General features: G+C 39.7%; 2 protein-coding genes. One reads left to right on the forward strand and one right to left on the reverse strand.

Going from position 1 to position 1,349, the window contains the following annotated elements:
• Nucleotides 1-457, forward strand: a 457-nt coding sequence (locus A3738_RS15755) for a Yip1 family protein (RefSeq protein ID WP_068763718.1), incomplete at its 5' end; no start/stop codon positions are given.
• A 29-nt stretch (nt 458-486) separates the two neighbouring features.
• Here A3738_RS15755 and A3738_RS15760 read toward each other — a convergent pair.
• On the reverse strand, nt 487-1,317 hold the full coding sequence (locus tag A3738_RS15760; RefSeq protein ID WP_082878569.1) for an ion transporter: 831 nt from the start codon (nt 1,315-1,317) through the stop codon (nt 487-489).
• Nucleotides 1,318-1,349: the final 32 nt, after the last annotated feature.

Below are 1,349 nucleotides of genomic sequence, written 5' to 3' on the forward strand. Positions count from 1 at the left end.
GACAACTCACGTTGGTTGGCAAATCGGCGATGGCGATATTATTAAGCTGACAAATTCTAGCGCCGCACAACTCTGCATTCTGTTTTACGCAGCAATGCTAAGCGGCATATACATTATTGGTAAATTCATTGATTTTTTTGCGGCGACATATGGCGTAGAAGCATCTGAACACAACGGTATTATTCTCGCCGCTTATACCGCAACGCCTTTATTCCTAATAGGCGCTATCGCGATATATCCAGTGCTCTGGGTAAACATGATGGCCGGAGTGGTCGCAGTATGTTGGTCGGTCTATCTCCTTTATGAAGGATTACCAATCCTAATGAAGATTCCAGAAGATAGAGGGTTTATGTTTGCCTCCTCTATCTTAACAGTGGGATTAGTGATGCTAGTCGGCTTGTTTGCCATTAGCGTCATTATCTGGAGCGTTGGAGTTGGTCCAGAATATATAAGTTAACACCCTTAACTCATTACAAGAACGCTCGCTTATTCGCGAGCGTTTTTTCTTAGTTCTTCTTTTAAACTCTGAATTTCTTTATACAAAGCTTCAAGCGTCACTTCTTCCTTACCCTGCTCTTCATTTTTTTGCATTCGCATTTTGTGGTTTTCTTCTTCCATCACACTCACAACAATACCAATCACCATGTTTAAGAATGCAAATGCCGTAAAGAAAATAAAGGTTAGATAGAAGATCCAACTTAGAGGATAAACCTCCATCGTTTCATATTGAACGTCAGTCCAATCCTCGAAGGTCATAACTCGGAATAAAGTCAGCATAGCAATGGCTATATTGCCCCAGAGCACCTCATTAATCTCACCGAACAAGTGGCTACCAACGGCTGCGTAGATATAAAAGATAATGAACATTAGCAGCATTACATAACCTAGCTGCGGCAATGCTTTAACTAGTGAGCTAATCAAAACGCGTAGTTCAGGAATCACAGACACCATTCGTAAAACCCTGAATACACGAACAAGCCTAGCTAGCAAAGCCATCTCGCTCTCATTGATAGGGATAAGACTGATCACTACGACAAGGGTATCAAAAACATTCCAACCATCTTTGAAAAACGCTTTTTTATTAGGTTCTGCAATAAAACGGATACTGATTTCTATCAGAAAGAAAATCGTTACAAACCAATCCAATATCTTTAAAAATGGAATAACATTTTCAGGGAGATGATAGGTTTTAGCGCCAATTTCTAGGGCTGAAACTAAGATAATCGCAATAACTACAAACTCAAAGATACGATTATTTTTTAATTTAAAGAAAGACTGTTGAATACCACCAGAGACCATATTTCTGCTCGTCCACATGAAATTTCTGGGCACGATACACGAATATAGGT

The organism is Oleiphilus sp. HI0066, assembly GCF_001635725.1.